Genomic DNA, 22,773 nt, shown 5'->3' on the forward strand with positions numbered 1-22,773 from the left:
TGAACATGGCACGCGTCCTGCATTGTTAATCTGATAACAGAAACCCGGCCTTTGACAGCCAGTTAACAGCGAGGCGGTATGACGACCAAACCAGAGGTGTTGAGCCGTATCGAAGCGACCTTTAGCCAGCTCACCCCGAGCGAAAAGCGGGTGGCAAGCTGGATGCTGGCGCACGTCGGGCAGATCCCCTTTGAAACGGCTGAGAGCGTGGCGCTGGCCACGGCCACCAGCGGGATCACCGTCGGACGCTTTCTGCGCAAGCTGGGCTATCGCAACCTTGATGACGCCAAAAAAAGCCTGCGCGATCCCCATCAGCCCTGGGGCATTAACGAGCGTCTGGACTCCTGGAAACAGCAACAGCCGCTGTCGGATCGCCTTCAGCACTCCCTGTCACTGGAGGTGGACGCCATTGCCCATGTCTACCAGCTGGCGCAAAGCGAAACGTTCAGGCAGGTGGTCCAGCAACTTTCCCATGCCGACGCCGTCTTCGTGCTGGGGATCCAGTCCACGCGCGGGATCGCCAATGCGTTCTTCAGCCATCTGGAGTATCTGCGCCCGCGGGTAAGCTATTCCGAAGGGCTCTCCGGTAGCTGGGTGGAGTCGCTTAACTCCGGCTTTGCTAACCCGTATATCGTGCTGACCGATACCCGCGCCTACTCCGCCATTGCCCGCCAGTACTGCCGCGTGGCGAGCGAAAAAGGCCTGGCGATGGCGCTGATCACCGATATCTGGTGCCCGTGGGCGCGGGATTACCCGATTGATTTACTCCAGGTGAAGACCGATACCGGCCATTTCTGGGACTCGCTGGCGCCGGTGAGCTGTCTGTTCAACCTGCTGCTGTCGGGCGTCGTGGAGGCGCTGGGGGAAGCGCTGCCGGAACGTCTGGCAATCAACCGACAACTACAACAAGAATTTGGTCAATTTGAACGCTAAAGGAGCGGAGCTATGCCTGAAGAGAGTCAACTGATTGATGTGGCGAAAACTTTTCCCACGCTGCATATCGATCTGAAATACGCGACCGCCGATAACATTACCGGCCGCCCGATCTATCAGCACGCCGCGTGCCTGCTGCACACGGATGCCGCCACCGCGCTGGCGAAATCGATCAGTATCGCCGCGCTGGCCGGTCTGAAGCTGGTGGTCTACGACGCCTATCGCCCGCAGCAGGCACAGGCGCAACTCTGGGATGCCTGCCCCAATCCGGAATACGTGGTGGATGTCGCGATTGGCTCGAACCACAGCCGGGGCACTGCCATTGACGTCACGCTGATGGATGAACACGACAACGTGCTGGATATGGGCGCCGGGTTTGACGAAATGCACGACCGTTCTCATGCCTGGCACCCTTCCGTTCCGCCCGAGGCGCAGCGAAATCGTCTGCTCCTGAACGCCGTTATGTACGGCGGCGGGTTTGTGGGCATCAGCAGCGAGTGGTGGCATTTCGAGCTGCCGAACGCCGCCAGCTATCCGCTGTTAGATGACCAGTTCGCCTGTTATCCGATCACACACTCACTGTAATTCTGGAGCCCGGCCATGAAAACAACGCTGCTTACTACCCTGATTGCCGCTACGCTCGCCCTGAGCGCCCCTCTCGCGCTGGCGGCGGTGCCAAAAGATATGCTGGTGATAGGGAAAGCTGCCGATCCGCAAACGCTGGATCCGGCGGTCACTATCGATAACAACGACTGGACGGTGACCTACCCCTCGTACCAGCGTCTGGTGAAATACAAGCCTGGCACCACGGAGGTGGAAGGCGATCTGTCGACGGGCTGGAAGGCGTCAGACGACCAGAAAGTGTGGACGTTCACCCTGGCAGATAATGCAAAATTCTCCGACGGCACGCCGGTGACCGCCGAAGCGGTCAAGCTGTCGTTTGAACGTCTGCTTAAAATCAACCAGGGACCTTCCGAAGCGTTCCCGAAAGATTTGAAAGTGGACACGGTGGATGAGCATACGGTGAAATTCACCCTCAGCCAGCCGTTTGCCCCGTTCCTCTACACGCTGGCCAATGACGGCGCGTCGATCGTCAACCCGGCGGTGCTGAAGGCCAATGCCGCCGACGACGCACGCGGTTTCCTGGCGCAAAACACCGCGGGTTCCGGACCGTTTATGCTGAAAAGCTGGCGGAAAGGTCAACAGCTGGTGATGGTGCCCAACCCACACTGGCCAGGTGAAAAGCCGCACTTTAAGCGCGTCTCGGTGAAGATTATCGGTGAAAGCGCCTCGCGTCGCCTGCAACTTTCCCGTGGCGATCTGGATATCGCCGACGCCCTGCCGGTGGATCAGCTTGCTGCTCTGAAGCAGGAAGGCAAAGTGGCCGTGGCGGAATACCCGTCCCTGCGGGTGACCTACCTCTATCTGAACAACAGTAAGCCTCCAATGAATCAGGTGGATTTGCGCCGCGCGGTCTCCTGGGCGACCGATTACCAGGGGATGGTGAAAGGCATTCTCAGCGGGAACGGCAAGCAGATGCGCGGCCCGATCCCGGAGGGCATGTGGGGCTTCGATGCGAACGCCATGCAGTACAGCTTTGACGAGGCCAAAGCCAAAGCGGCGCTGGAGAAAGTCAAAGATAAACCTGCCAGCCTGACTTTCCTCTATTCCGATAACGACCCGAACTGGGAGCCTATCGCCCTCTCCACGCAGGCGAGCCTGGGCAAGCTGGGGATTAACGTCAAGCTCGAGAAACTGGCGAACGCCACCATGCGCGACCGCGTCGGCAAAGGTGATTATGACATTGCGATTGGTAACTGGAGCCCGGACTTCGCTGACCCGTACATGTTCATGAACTACTGGTTCGAATCGGACAAAAAAGGGCTGCCGGGTAACCGCTCATTCTATGAGAACAAAGAGGTCGATGCGCTGTTGCAGGCGGCACTGAAAACCACCGATCAGGCGGAACGCACCAAAGATTACCAGCAGGCGCAGAAAGTGGTGATTGACGAGGCGGCTTACGTTTATCTGTTCCAGAAGAACTACCAGCTGGCGATGAACAAAGAGGTCAAAGGCTTCACCTTTAATCCGATGCTTGAGCAGGTCTTTAACATCGCCACCATGAGTAAGTAACGGCCCACGCCGGGGGGAAGTGTATGACGTTCTGGAGCATTGTGCGCCAGCGCTGCTGGGGATTAATCCTGGTGGTAGCCGGTGTCTGTATTATTACTTTTATTATTTCACACCTGATCCCCGGCGATCCGGCCCGCCTGCTGGCCGGTGATCGCGCCAGCGATGAAATCGTGCAGGGCATCCGCCAGCAGCTGGGGCTGGATCAACCACTCTATATTCAGTTTGGCCGCTACGTTGAGGCGCTGGCACATGGCGATCTGGGCACGTCTATTCGCACCGGTCGCCCCGTTGCGGAAGATTTGAAAGCTTTTTTCCCCGCCACGCTGGAGCTTGCCTTTTGCTCCCTGCTGCTGGCGCTGGTGATTGGCGTGCCGCTGGGCATTTTATCGGCGGTGTACCGTAACCGCTGGCTGGATCACCTGGTGCGACTGATGGCGATGACGGGCATCTCGACGCCTGCCTTCTGGCTGGGACTGGGAGTTATCGTTCTGTTCTACGGTCAACTGCAAATTCTGCCCGGCGGCGGCAGGCTGGACGACTGGCTCGATCCGCCCACCCACGTTACCGGTTTTTATCTGCTGGACGCTCTGCTGGAAGGCAACGGCGAGGTGTTTTTCAATGCCCTGCAGCACCTGATTTTACCCTCCCTGACCCTGGCCTTTGTGCATCTGGGTATTGTGGCGCGTCAGGTACGTTCCGCGATGCTGGAGCAACTGAGCGAGGATTATATTCGTACCGCCCGCGCGAGCGGGTTGCCGGGCTGGTACATCGTCCTGCGCTACGCCTTACCCAACGCCATGATCCCCTCCATTACCGTGCTCGGGCTGGCGCTGGGCGATCTGCTGTACGGGGCCGTCCTTACCGAAACCGTGTTTGCCTGGCCGGGAATGGGAGCCTGGGTGGTGACCTCCATTCAGGCGCTGGACTTCCCCGCCGTCATGGGCTTCGCGGTCGTGGTATCGCTGGCCTATGTCTTCGTCAATCTGGTGGTGGATCTGCTGTATCTGTGGATCGACCCGCGAATCGGGCGCGGAGGTGCCGAATGATGTTAACTCAGGAAACGCCCGTCCCTGTCAGCACCGCTAAACAGCGCATCAACTGGGCAAAGCTGTTCTGGATGTTACGCAAAAGCCCGCTCACGCTGATCGGCGGGGTCATTATGATCGTGATGCTGCTGATGATGGTGGTCTCGCCGTGGATAGTCCCGCACGATCCGAACGCGCTGGATCTGACCGCGCGCTTGCAGGCACCGTCAGCCCAGCACTGGTTCGGCACCGATGAGGTGGGCCGGGATCTGTTCAGCCGCGTGCTGGTGGGCAGCCAGCAGTCCATCACAGCGGGGCTGGCGGTGGTGGTGATTGCGGGCGGCATCGGTTCGCTGCTCGGCTGTTTGTCCGGCGTACTTGGCGGGCGCGGCGACGCCATCATTATGCGCATCATGGACATTATGCTCTCCATCCCCTCGCTGGTGCTGACGATGGCCCTGGCCGCCGCGCTCGGCCCAAGCCTGTTTAACGCGATGCTGGCGATTGCGATTGTACGCATTCCGTTTTACGTGCGGCTGGCACGCGGGCAAACGCTGGTGGTGCGCCAGTTCACCTACGTGCTGGCCGCCCGTACCTTTGGCGCATCGCGCTGGCACCTGATCAGCTGGCATATCCTGCGTAACGCCCTGCCGCCGCTGATCGTACAAGCGTCGCTGGATATCGGCAGCGCCATTCTGATGGCCGCCACGCTGGGCTTTATTGGATTAGGCGCGCAGCAGCCGACCGCCGAATGGGGGGCAATGGTGGCCGTGGGGCGTAACTACGTGCTTGACCAGTGGTGGTACTGCGCGTTTCCGGGGGCGGCAATTCTGATCACGGCGGTTGGCTTTAATCTGTTTGGCGATGGTCTTCGCGACCTGCTGGATCCCAAATCAGGAGGGAAGCAGTCATGAGTGATTCCGTATTATCGATTGAAGATTTGCACCTGAGCTTCCCCATTTTTCGCGGTGACGTCCACGCGCTCAACCACGTCTCGCTGGAGATTGGCCGGGGTGAAATTGTCGGCGTGGTGGGCGAATCCGGCTCGGGAAAATCGGTCACCGCGATGCTGGCGATGCGCCTGCTGCCGGAAGGCAGTTACCATGTTCACCATGGCCGGGTCACGCTGCTCGGGGAAGATGTGCTGAACGCGTCGGAAAAACAGCTTCGTCAGTGGCGCGGCGCCAGGGTGGCGATGATTTTTCAGGAGCCGATGACGGCGCTTAACCCCACGCGCCGGATTGGCAGGCAGATGGTGGAGGTGATCCGCCAGCATCAGTCGCTTTCCCGCCGCGACGCGCAGCAGAAGGCGATCTCCCTGCTGGGCGAGATGCAAGTCCCGGATGCGGCGCAGGTAATGGATCGCTATCCGTTTGAGCTTTCCGGCGGTATGCGCCAGCGGGTAATGATCGCCCTTGCCTTCTCCTGCGAGCCGGAGCTGATCATCGCTGATGAACCCACTACCGCGCTGGATGTGACCGTCCAGCTTCAGGTGCTGCGTCTGCTGAAACATAAAGCGCGCGCCAGCGGAACGTCGGTGCTGTTTATCAGTCACGATATGGCGGTGGTGTCGCAGCTTTGTGACCGGATGTACGTTATGTACGCGGGCAGCGTGATCGAAAGCGGCAGCACGCAGACCTTGATCCACCATCCTGTGCACCCCTATTCGATTGGCCTGCTGCGGTGTGCCCCGGAAAATGGTAAACCGCGCGAGATCCTCCCGGCCATTCCCGGCACGGTACCTAACCTCAGCCACCTCCCGCGCGGATGTGCTTTTCGCGAACGATGTTTTGCTGCCGGGGCGAAATGCAGCGAAACGCCGCGCTTAATTTCCACGGGCGCAGAAGGCCAGCAGGCTGCCTGCTGGTACCCACAACAGGAGAGACGCCATGTCTGAGGTACTGCTGGAACTGGATAGCGTGCATGTGAATTTTCCTGCGCGCAAAAACTGGCTGGGGCGCGTGACGGAACAGGTACACGCCCTTAACGGCATGGATCTCCGGATCCATCGCGGCGAAACGCTGGGCGTTGTGGGGGAATCCGGCTGTGGAAAGAGCACGCTGGCGCAGCTGCTGATGGGCATGCTCAAACCGAGTACCGGTGCCTGTCAGCGCGCGAATGCGGCGGGTGGTATGCAGATGGTATTTCAGGACCCGCTCTCGTCCCTCGATCCGCGTTTACCCGTCTGGCGCACCATCACCGAGCCGGTGTGGATACAGCAACGTCGCGGCGAACGGGAGCGTCGTCAGTTGGCTGAAACGCTGGCGCAGCAGGTTGGGATTCGAGCGGAATATCTTGACCGCCTGCCGCATGCGTTTTCGGGCGGACAGCGCCAGCGCATCGCTATTGCCCGGGCGCTCTCTTCGGATCCGGACATCATCGTGCTGGATGAACCCACCAGCGCGCTGGATATTTCCGTCCAGGCACAGATCCTCAATTTGCTGGTTGCCCTGCAACAGCAGCGAAATCTGACCTACGTGCTGATCTCGCACAACGTCTCGGTGGTCCGGCACATGAGCGACCGGGTGGCGGTAATGTATCTGGGGCAAATCGTGGAACTGGGTCCGGCGGACCAGGTGCTGGGTCAGCCGCGCCATCCTTATACGCAGCTGCTACTTGACTCCGTTCCCCGGACCGGAGAACCGCTGGATGAGGATCTGGCGTTGCGAAAAACCGATCTTCCGGGTAATCGCCACCTGCCCGTTGGGTGCTATTTCCGCGACCGCTGTTCGCTGGCGACGCAGGGATGTGAACAGCCGCAACAGCTCCAGCCCTCTTCCGCAAGCCGAAGCGTGCGCTGCTGGCGTAACCGTTAAAAATGAGCCGGGCATGCGCCCGGCCCGATATCAGTTCAGTTTGTAATCCAGCGTGATTTCCGCTTTCAACAGCTGCGAGACCGGGCAACCGGCCTTGGCTTTCTGGATAATGCCGTCGAACTGCTGCGGATCGATACCCGGTACCGTCACCTTGCTTTGCAGCGCGACTTTGCTGATGGCAAAACCGCTGTCGGTTTTATCCAGCGAGACATCCGCCGTGGTATCGATGGAATCGGCGGTATAACCCGCTTCGCCCAGCATTAGCGACAGGGCCATAGAGAAACAGGCCGCGTGCGCTGCGCCAATCAGCTCTTCCGGGTTAGTCCCTTTCTCGCCCTCGAAGCGGGTGTTAAAGCCGTAAGGTTGCTGGTTAAGGACGCCACTTTCGGTCGATACCGTCCCTTTGCCGCGTTTGATGTCGCCAGACCAGTGTGCTGAACCGTGCTTATGAATCGTCATTCTTGCTCTCCTTTTGGCTTACAAAGGGATAAGTATAGGACGCATAATCTATTTTGCAGGGAAGACAGACTAGTCCGATCGCGTGGCAAGGTGGTTTGCCAGCGCGTCGAGGAACACACGCTGCGCCGCAGGCTGATAGTCTCGCGACTGATAAATACCAAAAATGCCGATCGGTTTTGGCGTATAGGCGCTGAGCACCGGCACCAGGCTTCCCTGCCGTAGCGCCGCGTCGGCCTCGCGCTCGGGCAGCATGGCAATACCACAGTGATTTATCGCCGCCTCCATCAGCAGAGATGAGATGCTGGCGCTGAGATTGCCGCTGACCGCCGTCGTGACCGGCTCCCCTGCCGGCGTTAAAAAACGCCACGACTGACCGGCAAAAAAGCTGTAATGCAGGCAGTTGTGCCGGGCTAAGTCTTCCAGCTCCTCTGGAACGCCCCGGCTTGCAAGGTAGTGCGGCGAGGCGCAAAGCACGGACCGACACTCTCCCAATCGGCGAGCGATCATACCCGGTTCGGGGTTATCGGTAATGCGGATCGCCACGTCAATTCGCTCGCCCACCAGGCTCACCGGATGGTTGTTAACATCCAGCTCAATGCGCAGTTGAGGGTAACGCTGCAACAGATCGGGCAGCACCGGAGCGATAATCTGCATCGCGGTAAAATGCGCGCAGGCGACACGAAGCGTGCCTGAGGGTAAATCCTTCACTGACTGATCTTCAATTTCCTGAGAAATTTGCGATAGCGTGCGCGTCTTTTGCAGGACCTTCTCCCCCGCCGCCGTCAGCGTCAGCTTGCGGGTGGAGCGGTTAACCAGCCGCGCCCCGGCCCACTTCTCCATCTGCTCCAGATAACGGCTCACCATCGGACGGGAGATCCCCAGCGCCCGCGCCGCCGCGCTTAAACTCCCCAGCTCACAGATGCGGTTGTACACCTGGGCGGCAATAACGCGATCCATTTTGACCTCCATTTGCTCGATCTACGAAACTAAGCATCTCCTGTTTCAGGAATTCTGGCAAATGTAGAGATCCGTACAATAGAGACTTTCCTGAAGAACAGAGACCTGACCATGACAATCGCCCGCCTTGCTTTACTGACAACCCTTTTCACTCCGGCCGTCTTTGCCGCGCCGTTGGCCGTTGATACGTATAACCCGCAGGAAAAAGGCATTTTTGCCGTTTCTTCCACGCTGGTATCTGGTCCGAAAGAGGCGGTACTGTTTGACGCCCAGTTCAGCGTGAAAGATGGCGAAGCGCTGGTAGAAAAAATTCGCCACAGCGGTAAAACGCTGAACAAAATCGTGATTACTTCCGGCGATCCGGATTTCTATTTCGGCCTGCAACCGCTGATGAAAGCCTTCCCTAATGCCAAAGTTGTCGCCACGCAACAGGTGGTGGACCATATCAGGGCCACAAAAGACGCGAAGCTCGCCTTCTGGGGGCCACAGATGAAAGATGGCGCGCCGACGCAGCTCTACGTGCCGCAAGTGCTTGCCTCAACCACCTTTATGATTGACGGTGAGAGAGTAAGCATTGAAGAGCCTGAAAGCTATGCGGCGTACGTCTGGATCCCATCCGCCAAAACCATCCTCGGCGGCACGGGCGTCTCATGGGGCATTCACGTCTGGACGGCGGATACCCAAACGCCGGAAAGCCGTAAACAGTGGCAGAAGACACTGGATAGCATGGCTGCCCTTAAGCCCGAACGCGTTATTCCGGGCCACTACCTTGGGACACCGCCAGCGGGTACCGGCGCTATCGACTTTACCCGTCGCTATCTACAGCAGTTTGAACAGGCCCTCACGACGCATAAAGAATCAACTGGCGTCATCAACGCGATGAAAAAACAGTGGCCGAACCTTGCGGAAGAAAGTTCGCTGGAACTGAGTGCCAAAGTGAATACCGGCGAAATGAAGTGGTAATAGCCTGATTATCTCCTGCTATATTTAAATTTTTTATAGCAGGAGTTTACTATGACATCGTCAGTAAGGGGTATTGACCATATCGGTATTACGGTGCCCGACATTGAAAAAGCCACCCTATTTTTTGAACGCGCTTTCGGCGCACAGGTTTTATATCATTCTGTCGATGCAGAAACCGATAATATCGATCAGTCCGCCCAGCAACACACCTTAAAATTATTTCCCGGCACTAAAATTCATGCCATTCGCATGCTTGTTATGCCGCACGGACCCGGCATAGAACTTTTCGAAATGCATGGCCCTGAACAGGGAATGCCCGCTCGCGCCAGCGACTTTGGACTTCAGCATTTTGCTGTTTATGTTGATGATTTTGATAGTGCCATCGCGGCTTTCACCGCCGCCGGCGGCGAGATGTTCACCGCGCCGAAGCCGCTTAGCTTTCCGGATGAGCAAGGTGAAGGCAATGCTTTCTGCTATGGTCAAACCCCCTGGGGCAGCATTGTGGAATTGATCTCCTGGCCGACGCCCATGCCTTATGAAAAAACCACGAATTTACGCCGCTGGAAACCCTGAGTTTTATTTCTGTGCTACGGGAGATGTTATTTTTAATTCCAGGACGAATCTGAACCACAACGGCAAAAATATTTGCCAATCTGAATGTGAATTACGATTTTGCACGCCGTAACATTAAACAGACAACGACACGGAGGCAGCATGTTTACTTATTACCCGGCACATACCACAGCAGCACAACCGGAACTTGTTAACGCGATCGCACAAGGTCTTCACGCCGAGCACGGTGTTGTTACTGAAGATGACATTTTGATGGAACTGACCAAGTGGGTGGAAGCCACGGACAATGACATCCTCAGTGACATCTACCAGCAAACCATCAACTATGTGGTTAGTGGGCGAAACGCACCTCTGTAAAAACCTGCTAAGCTGGATCTGCAACCTAAGGGGTTACATTTCGTTTGCGTAAGCAAGCTTGTCCTTAAAACTATCAACAGGATTGAGGAGTTAACATGAAATCGAACCGTCAGGCACGCCATATTCTGGGACTGAACTACAAGCTCTCTAACCAACGTAAAGTGGTTATTGAGGAGGGGAGCGAAACGCAGGTTACCCACGCTACCGGCAGAAAACGCCCTTCCGGCAAGTAAGTTCCGGCACGATATTCACAACACCATCGGTCACCCCGGTGGTGTTTTTCTTTATGTGTTGCGGTAATTAATATTCAGCTCCTTTATAATACCAACCGACCGCACCCCATAGCACAGGCCAGAAAGATGACAAACAGCAGTGTCAGGGACGGATCTTCTTAAAAAGAGTGAGTGACATGGACAACAAACTGAAAAAACATCGTTCCCTTTATATTCCTTACGCCGGTCCGGTTTTACTGGAGTTCCCCCTTCTGAACAAAGGCAGCGCCTTTAGCATGGAAGAGCGCAGCAGCTTTAACCTGCTGGGCCTGCTGCCTGAAGTGGTTGAGACCATTGAAGAACAGGCAGAACGTGCCTGGATCCAGTATCAGGGCTTTAAAACCGAAATCGATAAACACATCTACCTGCGTAATATTCAGGACACCAACGAAACCCTCTTCTACCGCCTCGTGCAGAACCATCTTGAAGAGATGATGCCCGTCATTTACACCCCCACCGTCGGCGCGGCGTGTGAACGCTTCTCAGAGATCTACCGTCGTTCCCGCGGTGTGTTCATCTCTTATCAGAACCGTCACAACATGGATGACATTCTGCAAAACGTGCCTAACCACAACATCAAGGTGATCGTGGTGACCGATGGCGAACGTATTCTGGGCCTCGGTGACCAGGGCATTGGCGGGATGGGGATCCCCATCGGTAAGCTCTCGCTGTATACCGCCTGCGGCGGGATCAGCCCGGCCTACACCCTGCCGGTGGTACTTGACGTGGGGACCAATAACCAACAACTGTTGAACGATCCGCTGTACATGGGCTGGCGTCACCCGCGCATTACCGACGACGAGTACTATCAGTTTGTGGATGATTTCATCCAGGCCGTGAAGCACCGCTGGCCTGACGTGCTGTTGCAGTTCGAAGACTTCGCACAGAAAAACGCCATGCCGCTGCTGAACCGCTACCGCGATGAGATCTGCTCGTTCAACGATGACATTCAGGGCACTGCGGCAGTGACCGTCGGTACGCTGATTGCTGCGAGCCGTGCGGCAGGCAGCCAGCTCAGCTATCAGAAAATTGTCTTCCTGGGTGCAGGCTCCGCGGGCTGCGGCATCGCCGAGCAAATTATTGCCCAGACCCAGCGCGAAGGCTTAAGCGAAGAGCTGGCCCGCTCCCGCGTCTTTATGGTGGACCGTTTTGGCCTGCTGACCGACGGCATGCCAAACTTACTCCCGTTCCAGACCAAACTGGTGCAGAAACGCGAAAACCTGAAAAACTGGGATACGGATAACGAAGTGCTCTCGCTTCTTGACGTGGTGCGCAACGTTAAGCCGGACATTCTGATCGGCGTGTCCGGGCAGACCGGCCTCTTCACGGAGGAGATTATTCGCGAGATGCACAAGCACTGCGAACGCCCTATCGTGATGCCGCTATCTAACCCGACTTCACGCGTGGAGGCAACGCCGCAGGACATCATCGCATGGACCGAAGGTAAGGCACTGGTCGCAACCGGCAGTCCGTTTGATCCGGTGGTGTGGAAGGACAAACTCTACCCCATCGCGCAGTGCAATAACTCCTATATCTTCCCGGGTATTGGTCTGGGAGTCATTGCTTCCGGCGCGTCCCGCATCACCGACGAAATGCTGATGTCCGCGAGCGAAACGCTGGCAGGTCACTCTCCGCTGGTGAATAACGGTGAAGGCCTGGTACTGCCGGAACTGAAAGACATTCACAAAGTGTCCCGCGCAATTGCCTTCGCGGTAGGCAAAATGGCGCAGCAGCAAGGCGTCGCGGTGAAAACCTCTGCCGATGCGTTGCAGCAGGCGATTGATGATAACTTCTGGATGCCGGAATACCGTAGCTATCGTCGTACTTCGATTTAAATCGGAGTTTTGAACGTTCCCTCTCTTCACAAGGGAGAGGGAACGTGAAGTCCCTTCTCCCTTTTTCCTCTAATTCCCTTAATCCTGCCTATAAATGCTTTGTTGAAAGTCACTCATGATAATTTGGCTTTAAAAATGCAGCAGGATCGATCATTTGAAAAATGCATACCTAATCAAAAATCTATATCCTTTTAAAATATATAAATTTTACATAACACTTCTTGCCTAACAAATAGTTTTTCTTAAGAGTTTAGTAACGTTTTGCATCACTAAATTCATTTATTGAAAAAGGAGTTTTGAAATGGCAATCCCAGCATATCTATGGCTGAAAGATGACGGCGGCGCAGATATCAAAGGCGCGGTTGATGTGCAATATCGCGAGGGCAGTATTGAAGTATTAGGATTCGGTCATGGACTGCATCTACCGACAGATAATATGACAGGAAAAATCACGGGTACGCGCATGCATAGCGCTCTGGTTTTTGAAAAGGAGTTCGACAGTTCCAGCCCTTACTTATACAAGGCTGTAGCAAAAGGCCAAACGCTAAAAAGTGCCGAGTTTAAGTGGTACAAAATCAATGATGCTGGTCAAGAGGTCGAATACTTCAACATGTTCCTTGAGAACGTTAAAGTGGTCTCAATATGCCCGGTGATGCATGACGTAAAAAATGCAGCAATGGAAAAACATAATCATTTAGAAAATATTTCCCTCCGTTACGAGAAGATCACATGGCGACACTGTGACGGTAATATCATCTTTGCTGATTCCTGGAATGACAGATCATGAATCTCCTACAGTGCTTTTTCCACCTCAACGGAGGTACGTACGCTACTTTGTCTGTGCCCGGAGTTGGCTTTTTTCCTGCATTTTCAGGGAATGGTGACGCGACGAACCGTGCAGAAAGCGCAAATATACCTGATATCGGCCCACTCCCACCTGGTCGCTATTACATACTTTTACGTGGATTAGGGGGTTGGTATACTCAAACTAAGGATAGTGTTAACGCATTTTTCACCGGTTCGAATCGGAACGAATGGTTTGCATTATATCGCGATGACGGATTGATAAATGATGAGACTTTTGTGAAAGGCGTAAGGCGAGGTGAATTCCGGTTACACCCTATCGGGCCATCTGGCATAAGTAAGGGTTGTATTACACTTTATAGTCAGAGCGATTTTAAGATTCTGGCATCAGCCTTACTTCGAACTGGAGGGCAGCAATTGGGAAACTACATGATTGCACATGGCGTTGTGCAGGTCTATTAATGAAGGCGGCATTCCTTATGTTGTTGTGGTGTATAGCCGTGTTTCTATCAATGTTCACACTCTACAAGATTGTTCCACCAGAAACGCAGTACGATTTTGTGGAGCTTTTTGGAATATATGGCGACGAAAGGATAATGGATTTTGTTTTGTATGTTTTCTTCGGCATGGCCATATTCATTGCGTCTGTAATCACGCTATCCCTGTATTTGCTTATACGAAAAAGATGATTCTGGGCAGCGACGCTGCCCTTCCTTTTATCACATCACGCGCTTAGTTCTGTATCCGCAACCGAAGATATCGCTTTTTGCCGCAGTAGTATGTTCATTCTATGAAAATGTTGTATAGTGATGGTTACTAATAATCACTTAACTTATAAGGAGGCCAATTATGCTGTACTGTGAAATTTTCAATGTTTCACATACATTTGGTGATCGCACCAGCTCAAGCGTTATCGGTATCGTGCTGCGATAACTTCCGCTTGAGCGAAGACACCAACCCCTGAAATCCCTTCTCTCGGGCTTACTGAGTTATCGTCAGCGATGTTTGACGAGGCATAAACATGCCTGTAACTCTTGGGTAAGCAACAATGAGCACTTTACTCACTGCACAATCTTTACGTGTTGACACGGCGTTTGGCACGCTATTCGACTCCCTCTCCTTTACGCTGAAAAAAGGCGACCGTATTGGCCTGCTGGGCGACAACGGCTGCGGCAAAAGTACGTTGCTGAAGGTGTTGGACGGCACAGACTCCCCTGCTGCCGGAACCGTCGCATTGGCCGGATACTGTCTGATGGCGCGCGTTGAGCAACACCTGCCAGAAGCCATTTATCCCCTGACCATGCTGGATGCCGTGCTGGCGCAACTGCCCGCGACTGAACGCGAGAGTCTGCACTGGAAAGCTGAAACGCTGCTGGCGGGTATGGGCTTTACACCGCAGGACATGGCCTTAACGTCGGCAACGCTGAGCGGCGGGCAGCACACGCGTCTCCTGCTGGCGCGGGCGCTGATCGGCGATCCAGATCTGTTACTGCTGGACGAACCGAGTAACCACCTCGATTTGCCGACCCTGCTCTGGCTGGAACAGTTTTTACAGAACTGGTCCGGCAGCTTTGTGCTGGTCTCACACGACAGGCAACTATTGGATGCCGTCACCAACGGCAGCTGGATCCTGCGCGATAAGATGTTGCACTACTTCGCCCTTCCCTGCACCGCCGCGCGTCAGGCGCTGGTAGCCAAAGACGAAAGTGATGCGCTGCGGCATAAGGCGGAGCAAAAGGAGATTGACCGCGTAACCGCCAGTGCCAGACGGCTGGCCACCTGGGGCAAGGTCTACGATAACGAAGATCTGGCCCGCAAAGCCAAACAGATGGAAAAGCAGGTCGAACGGCTTAAGGAGAGTCAGACAGAGCTCACCGCAGGCAGTCCGTGGACATTAACCCTGCGCGGTGACGCCCTGCGGGCAGACCGGCTACTGGAGATGGAAAACCTAAGCGTAGCGCCTGAGCCTGGCCTGTCTGAGCTGTTTCACGTCGACATTGCGCGGCTTAGAAGTGGCGATCGCGTGGCTATCGTCGGGCGTAATGGCTGCGGAAAATCATCACTGATGAAGCTTATCTGGCGGCATTTCTCAGGTGAACCTTCAGAGGCTGGCCTGAAACTTCATCCTCGCGTGTCGCCAGGCTATTACGATCAGACGCTGAATCAGCTTTCGGAGGAGGCAACAATCTTTGACGCGCTGGAGCCTTTCGCGCCAGATCCGCAGACCCGTAAAATGGCCCTCATCAGTGCCGGGTTCCCGTGGGCGCGTCACGGACAAAAAGTCAGTACGCTGAGCGGTGGGGAACGTTCGCGCCTGCTGTTCATCGGCCTGACGCTTGCTCGCTATAGCCTTCTGATGCTGGATGAGCCAACCAACCACCTGGACATGGAAGGCAAAGAGGCGCTGGCGGAAACACTGCAACAGTTTGAAGGCGGAGTGCTGCTGGTGAGCCACGATCGTCAGTTAATTAGCCAGAGCTGTAACCGCTACTGGCTGATTGAGGACGGCAGGCTTAACGAATGGCACGATGCGGAGGCGGTGTTTGAGCGCCTGCGTGCGGGCACCGGTCCGGTGGTGCCTGGGGCATCGAAGACTGCATCGAAGGCACCACCTTCAGCGTCTGACGATCTGCTCGAACGCCTGGTTGCCCTGGAAACGCTGCTGGAAGAGGATTTGGCGCGCAAGCCAAAACACCAAAAACCGCAGTTGCAGGCGCAATGGCGAAGAGAGATTGAGGAGATAGAAGCCCAACTATAAATCTGTACCCGGCGGTCATTACGCCGGGTTTTTTACGTTAGCGTTTTCCCCTACTGATTATTAGAGGATCACCGTATTCTTAATCTGAAACTGAATTAATTGATGACATTATGTTGCGGTTGCCTTGCATTACAGCGCCAAAGTATTAATCCTTAATGGGTATTACACCTGCTATGCAGATACTCATTAGTAAAAGGAGAAACACATGAAGGCTGCTGTTGTCACTCAGGATCATCAGGTTAACGTTACAGAGAAAACCTTACGCGCGCTCAAACATGGTGAAGCGCTGCTGAAGATGGAGTGCTGTGGCGTTTGCCATACCGATCTCCATGTTAAAAATGGCGATTTTGGCGACAAGACCGGGGTGATCCTCGGCCATGAAGGGATTGGTATTGTCAAAGAGATTGGTCCGGGCGTCACGTCACTGAAAGTTGGCGATCGTGCAAGCGTGGCGTGGTTCTTCGAAGGCTGTGGCCACTGTGAATATTGTAATACCGGCAACGAAACTCTGTGCCGTGACGTAAAAAACGCGGGTTACTCCGTCGACGGCGGCATGGCGGAAGAGTGCATCGTGACCGCGGATTACGCGGTTAAAGTCCCGGAGGGGCTGGACTCTGCGGCGGCCAGCAGCATCACCTGCGCCGGTGTCACCACCTACAAAGCGGTAAAAGTCTCTGAGATCAAACCCGGCCAGTGGATTGCGATCTATGGCCTTGGCGGTCTGGGCAACCTCGCACTGCAATACGCCAAAAATGTCTTTAATGCGAAAGTTATCGCCATTGACGTGAATGACGAGCAGTTAAAGCTCGCTGCCAGCATGGGCGCAGACTTAACCGTGAACTCCCGCAGTGAAGATGCGGCAAAAGTGATTCAGGAGAAAACCGGCGGCGCACATGCGGCAGTGGTGACGGCGGTGGCGAAAGCGGCCTTCAACTCTGCCGTTGACGCGGTTCGCGCCGGAGGCCGCGTGGTGGCTGTTGGCCTGCCGCCGGAAGCGATGAGCCTGGATATTCCACGTCTGGTCCTGGATGGGATTCAGGTGGTGGGCTCTCTGGTGGGTACTCGTCAGGATCTGCTCGAAGCCTTCCAGTTTGCGGCTGAAGGTAAGGTGGTTCCGAAAGTCACGCTGCGCCCACTGGAAGATATCAACGCCATCTTTAAAGAGATGGAACAGGGCCAGATCCGTGGCCGTATGGTGATTGATTTACGTTCTTAACCGCGGTGGCCGGGTAGCGGGTTTGCCCTGCCCGGCCTGTCACGTAGACGAACGGCGATCGGAAATCCACTCCTGAACCTCGATCTGGAACGTGTCCGGCGCTTTTCGATACATCTTCCGCGCCAGATCCAGGATGGTATGGCGTCCTAACTCCTCTTCCATCCGCTGCTGCGCGCTGTCCATAACCGATCGCACCCCGCACGGTCCGTCACAGACCCAGGCCGGTGGCGTTTCATCAAATACCGCCAGGCGCTGACGCACTTCCCGACATTCGAACATATTCTTATCGCCGTCGATGGCGTGCGCCACGTCCAGCACGCTGATCAGCTCTGCCGGACGCGCCAGCCGGAATCCTCCCCCCTTGCCTTCGGTGCTGATAACCAGCCCCGCGCGTGACAAACGAGTGAAAATCTTCCCAAGATAGTCGTACGGTACGCCCTGCAAGGCCGCCATCTCCCGGACGCTCATCTCACGCTCATTGCCTTTTGCATCCACCATACACATCAGGCTATGAATGCCATATTCCACACCAGAACTGTAAAACGCCATGGCTCACTCCGCGTCATTGTTCGCTGCATTATAACGAATTTTAACTCAGAAAGAAGTTGTCGCAGTTAACTCCGACAAGTATAGTGGTAGTTATGTCAGACACACAGCCTGACGAACAAAAGGATCGAGAATGAAAAAGCAGATTTTAATTGTGGGTAGTGGGTTTTCCGGTATGTGGGCTGCGGTCAGCGCCGCGCGTCTTTCTGCTCTGGAAGGTAATAATAGCCTCAGCATTGCCGTGCTGGCCCCGGTGCCGGAACTGCGCGTTCGTCCACGTTTTTATGAAGAGAACGTGTCGACGATGGTCGCGCTACTGACCGAACTGTTTGCTGAACTGGGTATTGCCTTTATTTCGGGCGAAGCACAACGTATTGATACCTCATCTAAAACCGTTTTGTATCGCGATTCAAACGGCGCCATTGCCGAAGTCAACTGGGAACGTCTGATCCTCGCAACCGGTAGCCAGACTAAACGTCCGCCGATTGCCGGTCTGACTGAATACGCATTTGATATCGACCAACTCGACTCCGCCAGGCTGTTCGAGCAACATCTTGATACGCTGGTTTCGCGCCCCTCCACCCCAGAACGCAATACCGTGGTCGTGTGTGGCGGCGGTTTTACCGGCATTGAGCTGGCAACGGAACTCCCTGCTCGTCTTCGCACCCGCTTCGGCGCCGATACAAAGACTAAAGTAATCGTAGTTGAAAGAGGTGCAACCATTGGCGGGCGTTACAGCGAAGCGCTGCGTAACACCATTGAAGAAGCAAGCAACGCGCTGGACGTTGAATGGCGTTTAAACAGTGAAATTGAAGCTATTGATGCCAGCGGCGTGACGCTGAAAAACGGAGAGCGCATTGCCAGCGCGACTGTAGTGTGGACGGCAGGTGTAGAAGCTAACCCCCTCAGCCTGCAAATTGACGGGGAACGCGACACTCAGGGACGCCTTATCGTCACCGACACGTTGCAGGTCCCTGCGCATCCGGAGGTTTACGCGACGGGTGATATGGCGCACGCCAAAACGGACGATGCGGGCAACACGGCACTGATGACCTGCCAGCACGCGATCCAGCTGGGGAAATTCGCCGGACATAACGCAGCTGCCAGCCTGTTAAATCTGGAGCCGTATCCTTACCGTCAGGTGAATTACGTCACCTGTCTGGATCTGGGTGGCTGGGGCGCGGTGTACACCGAGGGCTGGGAACAGTGTGTTAAATCCGTGCGCGAGGAAGGCAAAAAGATCAAAGTCGCCATCACCAACGAACTGATTTACCCGCCAGCAGCAGACAAAGCAGTCGCATTTGCCGCCGCTGACCCACTGGCGAAATTCGTGTAGTCCCCTCCTGTGCCCGCGACCAGCGGGCAAAGCGTGAAATCAGGCCAGCGCTCCTGCGTTGGCCTGACGCTTTTTGGCACATAAAAAACCGTACATCAACAGAGAGGTCATTGCTGAGAAGGATAAGATCGCTGCCGGAAGCGTGACATAGCTCCAGCTAAAGCCGAGCGTAATCATCATTCCACCGAAATACGCGCCTATTGCGCTGCCGAGGTTAAACGCCATTTGCCCGCCTGCGGCTCCCAGCATCTCGCCGCCTTTCGCATTTTGCAGCAGCAGTATTTGCAGCGGCGCAGAGAGTGCAAACAGCCCGGCGCAGCAGACGAACCCCATTACCAGTGAAGCTGTTTTAAGCTCGCCAAACGCGAACAGTAACAGCAGCGAAGCCACAATCACCATGTCGGTGGTGGCAGCAATGCGCAGCGGGCTAAAGCGCGACGACAGCTTGCCGCTGAAGACATTACCCAGCACCATGCCCAGCCCCATCAGCATCATGATCGCGGTCATGACGCCCTCGGAAAAGCCTGACACGTTGACCATAAACGGCTTCACGAAGCTAAACCAGGCAAACACCCCGGCATTGCCAAACATCGTAGCGGCAAAAATCAGCCACGGTTCCGGTTTTTTCAGGAAGTGGAATTGTTCTGTCAGCCGGGTGGTTGTCGTGTCGTGAATGTCTGGCACCCACAGCAGAACAGAGAGGATCACCAGCGCATCAAAGACGGCAATCAAAAAGAAGGTGTAACGCCAGTTAAATTCATGTCCCAGCCAGGTCCCGAGCGGGACGCCAAGCAAATTGGCAACGGTCATCCCGGCAATCATCCCTGCTACAGCAACCGTCACCTTACCCGGTGGCGCAATTTTTGACAGGATTATCGCCCCCACACCGAAAATCGCGCCATGCGGGAAACCAGAGATTAAGCGCCCCGCCGCTAGCCCCATGTAGGTGTCAGAGAAGGTAAAGAGCGCGTTACCGACGACGCACATCGCCACCAGAAACAGCAGCGTTGTTTTCAGCGAAAATTTACTGGAGAACAGCGCCACAATTGGCGCGCCGATCACCACGCCAAAAGCGTAAAACGAAATCATATTTCCGGCGGAGGGAATCGAAATGCCCGTATCATGAGCCAGTTCTGTCAGCACGCCCATAATGCCAAATTCAGCCATCCCCAGGCCAAAGGTAGCCAGTGCTAACGAAAAAATTGTTTTTTTCATACCGCGACCACTGTTAAAAAATACGCAGCGTGCATTATTGATTAAACTTGTATGGTGAACCAGTTCAAATCAGTTTTCTGACACATTAATCCATTCATTCAGGCCGATTACACGCTTAGTACGGCCTCGATCCCGCGACCGGACCCATAGGGAGACCCGCCATGGTCAGTAAGAAGAAAACCCGTGTTGTTGATGATGTCGTTAAAAACGCGCCGCTCAAAACCAAAGCGTACGAGCAAGAGCTTCGCCGCCTCCATGTTGAACTGGTTAAGCTCCAGCAATGGGTGGTCGCCAAAGGGTTAAAGGTCTGTATTGTTTTTGAAGGGCGAGACGGCGCGGGTAAAGGCGGCGCCATCAAAGCCATCACCGAACGCGTCAGCCCCCGGGTGTTTCGCGTTGTTGCGTTACCGGCCCCCACCGATAAAGAGAAAAGTCAGCTCTATTTTCAGCGTTACGTTCCCCATCTGCCCTCTGCCGGTGAAATCGTCATTTTTGACCGCAGCTGGTACAACCGCGCAGGCGTGGAAAGAGTAATGGGTTTCTGTACCGAAGAGCAGGCCGACAAATTTCTTGATGGAACGCCGGTGATGGAAAAAGCGATGGTCGATGCCGGGATCATATTGTTGAAATACTGGCTTGAAGTAACGCCAAAAGAGCAGGAACGCCGCCTGCGCGATCGCATTAATGATGGTCGCAAGATCTGGAAGCTGTCTCCAATGGACATAAAATCTTTCAATCTGTGGGATGAATATACCCTCGCCCGTGATGCGATGTTTAAAGCAACCGACACCGCCTGGGCGCCGTGGTTTGTGGCGCGCTCAGAAGATAAAAAACGGGTTCGGTTGAATATTATTTCGCATCTGCTTTCACAGATCCCCTATAAAGAAATTCACGTTGACAAGGTGGATTTACCGAAACGCAAGATCGGCAAAGTGAAGCCAACAAAATATCCCTTCCGGTATATTGCAGAGCGGTTTTGATACAGGGAAGCAGACCAGCACAAGCGCAGCGCCGCCGGACAATGCCGACGGCGCGAGGTTTACTTCAACCCTTCCGAACTCTCTTTTTGCGCTTCAAGACGCTCAATGTCGCGGTACCAGCGCGGATGGTGCTTCTGCGCCCAGCGGCGGCTCACCTTCCCTTCAATCATGCCTTTAATCGATCCTTTCACCCAGAATGCCATATACATATGGATCAGAATGGCGTGGATCAGAATAATGGCCGAGGTCGCGTGGATCAGCAGCGCATAACGCACTACCTGAATCGGGAAATAGTGCGCAAAATACGGACGCCAGATGATCACCCCGGTCACCAGCAGCACAAAAATCATGCTCATGATGGTCCAGAACATCATCTTCTGCCCGGCGTTATATTTGCCCACCTTCGCGACTTTATGCTCGTTGCCTTTCAGAACCTCAACAATCCCTTTTAGCCACGGAATATCCTGCTTGTCAGGGATGTTGTGATGAACGAAACGTACAAACATAAACATCAGCACCACGAAAATCAGTACGCCGAAGAACGGATGCAGTATGCGCCCCATCTGCGGTGTCCCGAAGGTTTCCGTTAGCCACTGTAGCGTCGGGAAGAAGAACGAAATGCCGGATACCGCCACCAGGAAGAAGCAGATGACCACCGTCCAGTGACAGGCGCGATCGACAAATTTTGTGCGCACTATCATTTTCGACTTACTCATGATGCTCCTCCTCGTCGTCATCCACCTCTTTATTCGGCCCGATACCGATGTAGTGATAAATCAGCCCGGCAAAGGTGGCGATAAAGCCCGCCGCTGAGAGCGGCTTAAGCGCCCCTTTCCAGAGGTTGATTGAGGTATCGATCGCCGGATCCTTCGGCAGATTGTGATACAGCTCCGGCTGGTCATTGTGGTGCAGAACATACATGACGTGCGTACCGCCCACGCCCTGCGGGTTATAAATCCCGGCCTTGTCATAGCCGCGCGCTTTGAGCTTATCCACCCGCTGCTGCGCCACTTCCAGCATCTCTTTTTTGGTGCCGAAGTGGATAGCCCCGGTAGGACAGGTCTTCACGCAGGCAGGCTCCTGTCCGACGCTGACGCGATCGACACACAGCGTGCATTTATAGACCCGGTTATCTTCTTTATTGAGGCGCGGGATATTAAACGGACAGCCTGCGATGCAGTAGCCGCAGCCGATACAGTTATCCTGCTGGAAGTCGACGATCCCGTTGGCGTACTGAATAATTGCACCCGCAGACGGGCATGCCTTCAGGCAGCCCGGATCTTCACAGTGCATACAGCCGTCTTTACGGATTAGCCACTCCAGCTTGCCGTTCTGGTCGGTTTCGCTAAAGCGCATCACCGTCCAGGACTTGGCGCTCAGATCAGTCGGGTTATCGTAAACGCCAACGCAGTGCCCCACCTCGTCGCGGATATCGTTCCACTCCGAGCAGGCCACCTGGCATGCCTTACAGCCCACGCAGGAGGAGACATCGATCAGCTTGGCGACTTCTACCTTGTAGTCCCGCGCGCGAGGCGCGGGCGTTATCGGGTTGGTCGCGGAGCGTTTAATAATGTCTTGTGTTTCCATCGCCATTT

24 protein-coding genes are annotated in these 22,773 nt (G+C 55.1%); 18 read left to right on the forward strand and 6 right to left on the reverse strand.

Annotated features, from left to right (window positions below; translation table 11 throughout):
* Positions 1 to 78: 78 nt before the first annotated feature.
* Genes HWQ15_RS19770 through HWQ15_RS19800 form a run of 7 tightly spaced genes read left to right on the forward strand, consistent with a single transcriptional unit; the run spans position 79 to position 6,907 of the window.
* Positions 79 to 933 carry a MurR/RpiR family transcriptional regulator gene (locus HWQ15_RS19770; protein WP_023300159.1) on the forward strand — a complete coding sequence of 285 codons (855 nt, stop codon included), beginning with the start codon at positions 79 to 81 and terminating at the stop codon, positions 931 to 933.
* Positions 934 to 945: 12 nt separating this feature from the next.
* The gene (gene ddpX, locus HWQ15_RS19775) at positions 946 to 1,518 is read left to right on the forward strand and encodes a D-alanyl-D-alanine dipeptidase (protein WP_023306242.1); all 573 of its coding nucleotides are present in this window, start codon (positions 946 to 948) and stop codon (positions 1,516 to 1,518) included.
* Between the two features lie 15 nt (positions 1,519 to 1,533).
* Positions 1,534 to 3,066 carry an ABC transporter substrate-binding protein gene (locus tag HWQ15_RS19780; protein ID WP_063148911.1) on the forward strand — a complete coding sequence of 511 codons (1,533 nt, stop codon included), beginning with the start codon at positions 1,534 to 1,536 and terminating at the stop codon, positions 3,064 to 3,066.
* A 23-nt stretch (positions 3,067 to 3,089) separates the two neighbouring features.
* Entirely contained in the window at positions 3,090 to 4,112 is a 1,023-nt protein-coding gene (locus tag HWQ15_RS19785) for an ABC transporter permease (protein WP_155019801.1), read from the forward strand.
* A complete protein-coding gene (gene ddpC, locus HWQ15_RS19790) occupies positions 4,109 to 5,005 on the forward strand; it encodes a D,D-dipeptide ABC transporter permease (protein WP_022648185.1) in 897 nt (298 codons plus the stop codon). The genes HWQ15_RS19785 and ddpC overlap by 4 nt, the downstream gene beginning before the upstream one ends.
* A complete protein-coding gene (locus HWQ15_RS19795; RefSeq protein ID WP_063148912.1) occupies positions 5,002 to 5,988 on the forward strand; it encodes an ABC transporter ATP-binding protein in 987 nt (328 codons plus the stop codon). Before ddpC ends, HWQ15_RS19795 begins: the two co-directional genes overlap by 4 nt.
* The gene (locus HWQ15_RS19800) at positions 5,981 to 6,907 is read left to right on the forward strand and encodes an ABC transporter ATP-binding protein (protein ID WP_058646568.1); all 927 of its coding nucleotides are present in this window, start codon (positions 5,981 to 5,983) and stop codon (positions 6,905 to 6,907) included. The genes HWQ15_RS19795 and HWQ15_RS19800 overlap by 8 nt, the downstream gene beginning before the upstream one ends.
* 30 nt (positions 6,908 to 6,937) lie before the next feature.
* On the opposite strand, the gene HWQ15_RS19805 is transcribed toward HWQ15_RS19800, so the two are convergent.
* Positions 6,938 to 7,366: an OsmC family protein gene (locus tag HWQ15_RS19805; RefSeq protein ID WP_003857069.1), complete on the reverse strand. Its 429-nt coding sequence runs from the start codon at positions 7,364 to 7,366 to the stop codon at positions 6,938 to 6,940.
* A gap of 69 nt (positions 7,367 to 7,435) precedes the next feature.
* Positions 7,436 to 8,323, reverse strand: coding sequence for a LysR family transcriptional regulator (locus tag HWQ15_RS19810; RefSeq protein ID WP_023306246.1), 888 nt, complete (start codon positions 8,321 to 8,323; stop codon positions 7,436 to 7,438).
* A 111-nt stretch (positions 8,324 to 8,434) separates the two neighbouring features.
* On the opposite strand from HWQ15_RS19810, the gene HWQ15_RS19815 reads away from it, so the two are divergent.
* The 9 genes from HWQ15_RS19815 to adhP all read left to right on the forward strand — a co-directional run bounded on the left by HWQ15_RS19815 (position 8,435) and on the right by adhP (position 17,101).
* Positions 8,435 to 9,286 (forward strand): Vmh family MBL fold metallo-hydrolase, encoded by an 852-nt coding sequence (locus HWQ15_RS19815; protein WP_063148913.1) that lies wholly within the window; start codon positions 8,435 to 8,437, stop codon positions 9,284 to 9,286.
* A 51-nt stretch (positions 9,287 to 9,337) separates the two neighbouring features.
* Positions 9,338 to 9,859 (forward strand): VOC family protein, encoded by a 522-nt coding sequence (locus HWQ15_RS19820; RefSeq protein ID WP_063148914.1) that lies wholly within the window; start codon positions 9,338 to 9,340, stop codon positions 9,857 to 9,859.
* A 141-nt stretch (positions 9,860 to 10,000) separates the two neighbouring features.
* Complete coding sequence (gene bdm / locus HWQ15_RS19825; protein ID WP_022648192.1) at positions 10,001 to 10,216, forward strand: biofilm-dependent modulation protein; 216 nt, start codon at positions 10,001 to 10,003, stop codon at positions 10,214 to 10,216.
* A 95-nt stretch (positions 10,217 to 10,311) separates the two neighbouring features.
* Positions 10,312 to 10,449 carry a stationary-phase-induced ribosome-associated protein gene (gene sra / locus HWQ15_RS19830; protein WP_023300167.1) on the forward strand — a complete coding sequence of 46 codons (138 nt, stop codon included), beginning with the start codon at positions 10,312 to 10,314 and terminating at the stop codon, positions 10,447 to 10,449.
* 176 nt (positions 10,450 to 10,625) lie between these two features.
* On the forward strand, positions 10,626 to 12,323 hold the full coding sequence (locus HWQ15_RS19835; protein ID WP_022648194.1) for an NAD-dependent malic enzyme: 1,698 nt from the start codon (positions 10,626 to 10,628) through the stop codon (positions 12,321 to 12,323).
* Positions 12,324 to 12,624: 301 nt separating this feature from the next.
* Positions 12,625 to 13,110 (forward strand): Hcp family type VI secretion system effector, encoded by a 486-nt coding sequence (locus tag HWQ15_RS19840; RefSeq protein WP_063148916.1) that lies wholly within the window; start codon positions 12,625 to 12,627, stop codon positions 13,108 to 13,110.
* Positions 13,107 to 13,589 carry a DUF2778 domain-containing protein gene (locus HWQ15_RS19845; protein ID WP_022648196.1) on the forward strand — a complete coding sequence of 161 codons (483 nt, stop codon included), beginning with the start codon at positions 13,107 to 13,109 and terminating at the stop codon, positions 13,587 to 13,589. The genes HWQ15_RS19840 and HWQ15_RS19845 overlap by 4 nt, the downstream gene beginning before the upstream one ends.
* Positions 13,590 to 14,175: 586 nt before the next feature.
* Positions 14,176 to 15,885: an ABC-F family ATP-binding cassette domain-containing protein gene (locus HWQ15_RS19850; RefSeq protein ID WP_063148918.1), complete on the forward strand. Its 1,710-nt coding sequence runs from the start codon at positions 14,176 to 14,178 to the stop codon at positions 15,883 to 15,885.
* A gap of 205 nt (positions 15,886 to 16,090) precedes the next feature.
* Positions 16,091 to 17,101 (forward strand): alcohol dehydrogenase AdhP, encoded by a 1,011-nt coding sequence (adhP, locus tag HWQ15_RS19855; RefSeq protein WP_022648199.1) that lies wholly within the window; start codon positions 16,091 to 16,093, stop codon positions 17,099 to 17,101.
* 39 nt (positions 17,102 to 17,140) lie between these two features.
* Here adhP and HWQ15_RS19860 read toward each other — a convergent pair whose 3' ends face one another.
* Complete coding sequence (locus tag HWQ15_RS19860) at positions 17,141 to 17,650, reverse strand: Rrf2 family transcriptional regulator (protein WP_022648200.1); 510 nt, start codon at positions 17,648 to 17,650, stop codon at positions 17,141 to 17,143.
* A 130-nt stretch (positions 17,651 to 17,780) separates the two neighbouring features.
* On the opposite strand from HWQ15_RS19860, the gene HWQ15_RS19865 reads away from it, so the two are divergent.
* Positions 17,781 to 18,983: an NAD(P)/FAD-dependent oxidoreductase gene (locus HWQ15_RS19865; RefSeq protein WP_063148919.1), complete on the forward strand. Its 1,203-nt coding sequence runs from the start codon at positions 17,781 to 17,783 to the stop codon at positions 18,981 to 18,983.
* 39 nt (positions 18,984 to 19,022) lie between these two features.
* Here HWQ15_RS19865 and araJ read toward each other — a convergent pair whose 3' ends face one another.
* Positions 19,023 to 20,198, reverse strand: a complete 1,176-nt coding sequence (gene araJ, locus HWQ15_RS19870; protein WP_063148920.1) for an MFS transporter AraJ — start codon at positions 20,196 to 20,198, stop codon at positions 19,023 to 19,025.
* Positions 20,199 to 20,359: 161 nt separating this feature from the next.
* Here araJ and ppk2 point away from each other — a divergent pair, with 161 nt between their 5' ends.
* Positions 20,360 to 21,178 carry a polyphosphate kinase 2 gene (gene ppk2, locus HWQ15_RS19875; protein ID WP_022648203.1) on the forward strand — a complete coding sequence of 273 codons (819 nt, stop codon included), beginning with the start codon at positions 20,360 to 20,362 and terminating at the stop codon, positions 21,176 to 21,178.
* Between the two features lie 59 nt (positions 21,179 to 21,237).
* Here the strand turns inward: ppk2 and fdnI are convergent, their stop codons facing one another.
* Positions 21,238 to 21,894, reverse strand: coding sequence for a formate dehydrogenase-N subunit gamma (gene fdnI, locus HWQ15_RS19880; RefSeq protein ID WP_023300174.1), 657 nt, complete (start codon positions 21,892 to 21,894; stop codon positions 21,238 to 21,240).
* Entirely contained in the window at positions 21,887 to 22,771 is an 885-nt protein-coding gene (fdxH, locus tag HWQ15_RS19885) for a formate dehydrogenase subunit beta (protein ID WP_063148921.1), read from the reverse strand. Before fdxH ends, fdnI begins: the two co-directional genes overlap by 8 nt.
* Positions 22,772 to 22,773: the final 2 nt, after the last annotated feature.

The sequence above is a fragment of the Enterobacter sp. DSM 30060 genome (genome assembly GCF_013375955.1).
GTDB classification, from domain to species: domain Bacteria; phylum Pseudomonadota; class Gammaproteobacteria; order Enterobacterales; family Enterobacteriaceae; genus Enterobacter; species Enterobacter intestinihominis.

Coding starts and splice junctions, on each gene's coding strand:
- sra (WP_023300167.1), top strand. CDS start 10,312: ATGAAATCGAACCGTCAGGCACGCCATATTCTGGGACTGAACTACAAG.
- HWQ15_RS19865 (WP_063148919.1), top strand. CDS start 17,781: ATGAAAAAGCAGATTTTAATTGTGGGTAGTGGGTTTTCCGGTATGTGG.
- HWQ15_RS19835 (WP_022648194.1), top strand. CDS start 10,626: ATGGACAACAAACTGAAAAAACATCGTTCCCTTTATATTCCTTACGCC.
- HWQ15_RS19805 (WP_003857069.1), bottom strand. CDS start 7,366: ATGACGATTCATAAGCACGGTTCAGCACACTGGTCTGGCGACATCAAA.
- fdnI (WP_023300174.1), bottom strand. CDS start 21,894: ATGAGTAAGTCGAAAATGATAGTGCGCACAAAATTTGTCGATCGCGCC.
- HWQ15_RS19860 (WP_022648200.1), bottom strand. CDS start 17,650: ATGGCGTTTTACAGTTCTGGTGTGGAATATGGCATTCATAGCCTGATG.
- HWQ15_RS19845 (WP_022648196.1), top strand. CDS start 13,107: ATGAATCTCCTACAGTGCTTTTTCCACCTCAACGGAGGTACGTACGCT.
- araJ (WP_063148920.1), bottom strand. CDS start 20,198: ATGAAAAAAACAATTTTTTCGTTAGCACTGGCTACCTTTGGCCTGGGG.
- fdxH (WP_063148921.1), bottom strand. CDS start 22,771: ATGGCGATGGAAACACAAGACATTATTAAACGCTCCGCGACCAACCCG.
- ppk2 (WP_022648203.1), top strand. CDS start 20,360: ATGGTCAGTAAGAAGAAAACCCGTGTTGTTGATGATGTCGTTAAAAAC.
- HWQ15_RS19785 (WP_155019801.1), top strand. CDS start 3,090: ATGACGTTCTGGAGCATTGTGCGCCAGCGCTGCTGGGGATTAATCCTG.
- HWQ15_RS19770 (WP_023300159.1), top strand. CDS start 79: ATGACGACCAAACCAGAGGTGTTGAGCCGTATCGAAGCGACCTTTAGC.
- HWQ15_RS19810 (WP_023306246.1), bottom strand. CDS start 8,323: ATGGATCGCGTTATTGCCGCCCAGGTGTACAACCGCATCTGTGAGCTG.
- adhP (WP_022648199.1), top strand. CDS start 16,091: ATGAAGGCTGCTGTTGTCACTCAGGATCATCAGGTTAACGTTACAGAG.
- HWQ15_RS19800 (WP_058646568.1), top strand. CDS start 5,981: ATGTCTGAGGTACTGCTGGAACTGGATAGCGTGCATGTGAATTTTCCT.
- ddpC (WP_022648185.1), top strand. CDS start 4,109: ATGATGTTAACTCAGGAAACGCCCGTCCCTGTCAGCACCGCTAAACAG.
- HWQ15_RS19840 (WP_063148916.1), top strand. CDS start 12,625: ATGGCAATCCCAGCATATCTATGGCTGAAAGATGACGGCGGCGCAGAT.
- HWQ15_RS19820 (WP_063148914.1), top strand. CDS start 9,338: ATGACATCGTCAGTAAGGGGTATTGACCATATCGGTATTACGGTGCCC.
- HWQ15_RS19815 (WP_063148913.1), top strand. CDS start 8,435: ATGACAATCGCCCGCCTTGCTTTACTGACAACCCTTTTCACTCCGGCC.
- HWQ15_RS19780 (WP_063148911.1), top strand. CDS start 1,534: ATGAAAACAACGCTGCTTACTACCCTGATTGCCGCTACGCTCGCCCTG.
- HWQ15_RS19850 (WP_063148918.1), top strand. CDS start 14,176: ATGAGCACTTTACTCACTGCACAATCTTTACGTGTTGACACGGCGTTT.
- HWQ15_RS19795 (WP_063148912.1), top strand. CDS start 5,002: ATGAGTGATTCCGTATTATCGATTGAAGATTTGCACCTGAGCTTCCCC.
- bdm (WP_022648192.1), top strand. CDS start 10,001: ATGTTTACTTATTACCCGGCACATACCACAGCAGCACAACCGGAACTT.
- ddpX (WP_023306242.1), top strand. CDS start 946: ATGCCTGAAGAGAGTCAACTGATTGATGTGGCGAAAACTTTTCCCACG.